This window comes from Acidithiobacillus sp. HP-11 (genome assembly GCF_015100075.1).
Taxonomy (GTDB): Bacteria; Pseudomonadota; Gammaproteobacteria; order Acidithiobacillales; family Acidithiobacillaceae; genus Acidithiobacillus; species Acidithiobacillus thiooxidans.
Genome location: NZ_JACKYY010000093.1, coordinates 1 through 3,476 on the forward strand (window position 1 = coordinate 1; position 3,476 = coordinate 3,476).

The 3,476-nt window shown below is 54.1% G+C and carries 6 protein-coding genes; 1 reads left to right on the forward strand and 5 read right to left on the reverse strand.

The features are described from left to right. The 5 genes from H7F08_RS15005 to H7F08_RS15795 form a co-directional block, all read right to left on the reverse strand. Positions 1 to 916, reverse strand: a 916-nt coding sequence (locus H7F08_RS15005) for a GAF domain-containing protein (protein WP_193640982.1), incomplete at its 3' end; no start/stop codon positions are given. 91 nt (positions 917 to 1,007) lie between these two features. Next, positions 1,008 to 1,223, reverse strand: coding sequence for a hypothetical protein (locus H7F08_RS15010; protein ID WP_024895123.1), 216 nt, complete (start codon positions 1,221 to 1,223; stop codon positions 1,008 to 1,010). Between the two features lie 16 nt (positions 1,224 to 1,239). Beyond that, positions 1,240 to 1,716, reverse strand: coding sequence for a prepilin-type N-terminal cleavage/methylation domain-containing protein (locus H7F08_RS15790; protein ID WP_319803984.1), 477 nt, complete (start codon positions 1,714 to 1,716; stop codon positions 1,240 to 1,242). 14 nt (positions 1,717 to 1,730) lie between these two features. Next, a complete protein-coding gene (locus tag H7F08_RS15020; protein ID WP_193640983.1) occupies positions 1,731 to 2,159 on the reverse strand; it encodes a hypothetical protein in 429 nt (142 codons plus the stop codon). Between the two features lie 129 nt (positions 2,160 to 2,288). Then, a complete protein-coding gene (locus H7F08_RS15795) occupies positions 2,289 to 2,822 on the reverse strand; it encodes a prepilin-type N-terminal cleavage/methylation domain-containing protein (RefSeq protein ID WP_193640984.1) in 534 nt (177 codons plus the stop codon). Positions 2,823 to 3,150: 328 nt separating this feature from the next. Between H7F08_RS15795 and H7F08_RS15030 the strand changes: the two genes are divergently transcribed. Then, on the forward strand, positions 3,151 to 3,378 hold the full coding sequence (locus tag H7F08_RS15030; protein ID WP_193640985.1) for a hypothetical protein: 228 nt from the start codon (positions 3,151 to 3,153) through the stop codon (positions 3,376 to 3,378). Positions 3,379 to 3,476 lie beyond the last annotated feature (98 nt).

Consider the following 3,476-nt stretch of genomic DNA (forward strand, 5'->3'; position numbering starts at 1 on the left):
GGGGGCTCGGAGATGTGTATAAGAGACAGCGGTAATTGAGCAGGCGGCCGTTAAAAAACCCCTGACCACAGAGGGCCTCGTCAATTTCAGTCAGGGTCCGGGGGTCGGTACGCGGGCCTTGCAGATGGTGCAGCCCGAAGCGGCTGATTTCCGCCAGGGTATAACCCGTCATACGGGAAAAGCTGGCATTCACATACAGAATGCGTCGATCGGCATCGGTCAGCACTACCCCCTCTTCTGCCGCTTGCAGGGCCGTACCCAGCAACAGCTGGTGTTCGCGCGCGACCCGTTCGCGGAGTATGCCCACCCAGTCTTCCAGGGCTTCACTCACCCGGCGGGCGATGCCCTCCAGCACCACCTGACAGTCTTGCGGGAAACCCCGCTGGTCCCGGTCATACAGCACCAGCAGCGCCCAGGGCTGGTGGTCACGGTGAATGGGCAGCACCGCCATGGAGCGCAACTGATAGGGACGGGTATTTTGCTGCCAGGCCTTGCGCAGGGGGCCTTCTGAGAAAGGTTCATTAAACAGCGGCTGTTGTTCCTGCCAGACCCGGAACAGCGGGCCATGGTCGGCGGGCAGGCCGCTGCGTCTTTCGGCAAAGCTGTCCAGATAGGCGGTATCTCCGGCATCCGCCAGGGTTTGCAGGGAATTGTCCGGCTCTACCCGGCAGACCCAGGCCAGGGTGACGGGGGTACATTCCACCGCCAGGGTACACAGGGACTCCAGCAGGATGGATTCCTGATCGGTGTGTTCCATGACCTGCCCGACCGCCTTGCTGAAAGCCAGATATTGTTCGAGGCGGCTATGGGCCGCAGCCGAAGCACCCGAAGGCAAACCCCCACCCCAGCCCAGACGCGCCCAGACCCGGCGCCAGGGGCCGTTTTTGGGGGGCGGATCAGGAGCATCACGGGACATGCGCGGAGGGCCTTAGATCAGGGGATGGGCAGTCAGCAACCCTCCGCCCTGCCAGGCAGGACGGTGCGCCAAGCGCCGCAGCCCGCGACGATCAGGCCATTTTCAGGCCGTGGGTGACGGGTATCCGCTGGTTGGCGGGTTTTTGATCGCGCTGCAGGGCATAGAGGGCCTGCAATTCACTGCGCACCACATTGAGCTCCATGTCGATGGTGGCCGTAGCGGCACCGCGCTGTTCGCGGCGACTGAGCAGGCGATGGCGCAATTGCTGGAGCTCATTGATACGCTGTTGCGGATGATGGGCGTTCATGGTCGTTCTCCTGTGTTTAAGGGGTGATCACATAAGTGCTGGCGGCATTGGGACCGAGGTTAAAACCCGCCTGTGATAAAGCGCGGCCTACTGCCGCTGTGGTGTTGCTGTCCTTGCAGGCGCCGGTTCCGGTGCCCACATTTAAGGTGACCTTTTGGGTGCTCGTCGTAATCACCGCCGGATCAATGCCGATCTGACTGCAGTTGGTCGTGCTGCCCTGACTGGTATAAGCCGGTACTGTGTGATCCAGTGGTGCGGTGGCGGTACTCGACAACACGGCGAAAACATTGACCGAATTGCTGCCCTCGCGGGTGACCAGTGCCATTTTGACGGCGGACACCGCCTCACGAAAATTGGCAACCACCGTTTCTGCCTGAGCATCGCGGATGTAAGAAAAATACTGCGGTATCGCAATGGCCGCCAGAATCCCGATGATGGCAATGACAATCATCAGTTCAATGAGGGTGAATCCGGATTGTCGGATGGCGCACATTTTTAAGCCGTCCGTTAAAACCGTTCTGACAGGTCTTGCAATAACTGGCGGTCGGAGAGATTTTCCTGAATCAAGCGCCACTGGATGCCGTGGTGTTGACCATTCCATTCACAATAGCCGAGATGTTCTAGGCAGGGTCCGAGATAACTGGAACCCTGCGCATGGGCGATATTGATATCAAAACCGACCTGCAAAATAGTCATACCGAGTCCGGGTTGTTCCTCCCCATGACCCAAACGCTCCACATTATTGGCAAGTGGAAAATAATTTTGTCCGAACTGCTGCTGCAGACTTTTGAGAATCAGATAAATCTCTATGGCAGAATAGCTATGCTGAATATGCCGTTCGTCCAAACTGCAGATGTGCAAAATACCGTCCGCATATTGGGCTTCAAAAGAAATGGCGCGCTCTGCGGGGCCTCGGGTGACGAGATTGACTGGCATAAGGGGTTCCTTTGAGGAGAAATCTAGGAAATTATCTTCGGCATAATCAAGGGCACCTGTACGAGATGCCCTTTGTTATGTCACCCGTTCACCTAATAGAGGTGGATAGGGGTCTTGTATGATCAGGCATCAAGAAAACTCGAGGCCACCATTGGGGCTGACGAGTACTGTACAATTACCAGCAGTTTTACAGGATGTAGTTGGATTAGTTCCGGCCCCAGCAGTACCGCTACCCTCAAGCCCCATTGCATTCAGTGCGTTCGTGACGGCTGTATTAAGGCTACCACTCGGGTTAGTTGTACCCGGAGCCATGGCAATTTGGATGCCGGCATTAGTCGAAGTCACTGTTGCAACAGCAGAACCGGCTGCAACGTTAACGCCAGTTCCACTCACGGTGAATGTGTATCCACCTGGTGCAGAAACAGGAATATTGATAGATGTTGTTTGACCGGCAGAAGCTGCGGCCTGTGCGGCAGTAGCCTGGGTGATAAGCTGGTGGAAATCTTGAGTGATTGAAGTTGCCTTGGAAGTGATGATGTACTGCTCATACTGCGGTATAGCGATGGCCGCCAGAATGCCGATGATGGCAATGACGATCATCAGTTCGATGAGGGTGAAACCTTGTTCGGCGCGATACTTGGCCTTTTCGACTAACATGCTCATGTGTCTTACTCCTTATTCTTGCAAGAAACTTCATTTGGCAGCGCCGTTTGCGTTGCCTCATGGACTACTTAGCATGAAGTGTGCCAGATTTTATTTTTCCGGGGAAAACATTTAACCGGTTGATAAAATAGATATTTTATTTGTATTATTCATTATTTAAGCGTATTGCCAAATAATGAATGAAGACCATTTCATCGTATTGCCCATGAATATCCGGTTGTTACTTCATCGTAACCCCCATGAAACCGGATTGACTTCATAGCGTTTTCGATGAAATCATTCGTGTGCAAATCTTCAGGCTGCGATGAAAGAAACAGGCAGGGCGGTTATGGATAAACTGCAGCATTCATCCGTTTTCATCAGCACGCAAAGCACCGCGATGTTGACGGGCAAAACCGTGCGGACGGTACACAACTGGCTCGAATCCGGCGTGATTCAAGGCAAGAAAATGTCTGCAAACCATCTTCCGGGCGGAATGCTCCGGCAGATAGATCTCTCTAGCAGCCCGTCGGTTTTAACATCGGACTACCGCCAAATTTTAGCCCGATTTTTTTGAAATGGCTCATTTTGGGTCTTTTTCGGTCATTATTACCCTGTTTTTTGCGGTTTATCTGCATTTTCCTGCCCTACAGACGCAATACGGCTCTGTAGGGC

What these genes read in the sequence shown, in the direction of transcription:
- H7F08_RS15010 (WP_024895123.1), bottom strand. Translation starts at nt 1,223, where the DNA reads ATGAACGCCCATCATCCGCAACAGCGTATCAATGAGCTCCAGCAATTG.
- H7F08_RS15020 (WP_193640983.1), bottom strand. Translation starts at nt 2,159, where the DNA reads ATGCCAGTCAATCTCGTCACCCGAGGCCCCGCAGAGCGCGCCATTTCT.
- H7F08_RS15790 (WP_319803984.1), bottom strand. Translation starts at nt 1,716, where the DNA reads ATGTGCGCCATCCGACAATCCGGATTCACCCTCATTGAACTGATGATT.
- H7F08_RS15795 (WP_193640984.1), bottom strand. Translation starts at nt 2,822, where the DNA reads ATGAGCATGTTAGTCGAAAAGGCCAAGTATCGCGCCGAACAAGGTTTC.
- H7F08_RS15030 (WP_193640985.1), top strand. Translation starts at nt 3,151, where the DNA reads ATGGATAAACTGCAGCATTCATCCGTTTTCATCAGCACGCAAAGCACC.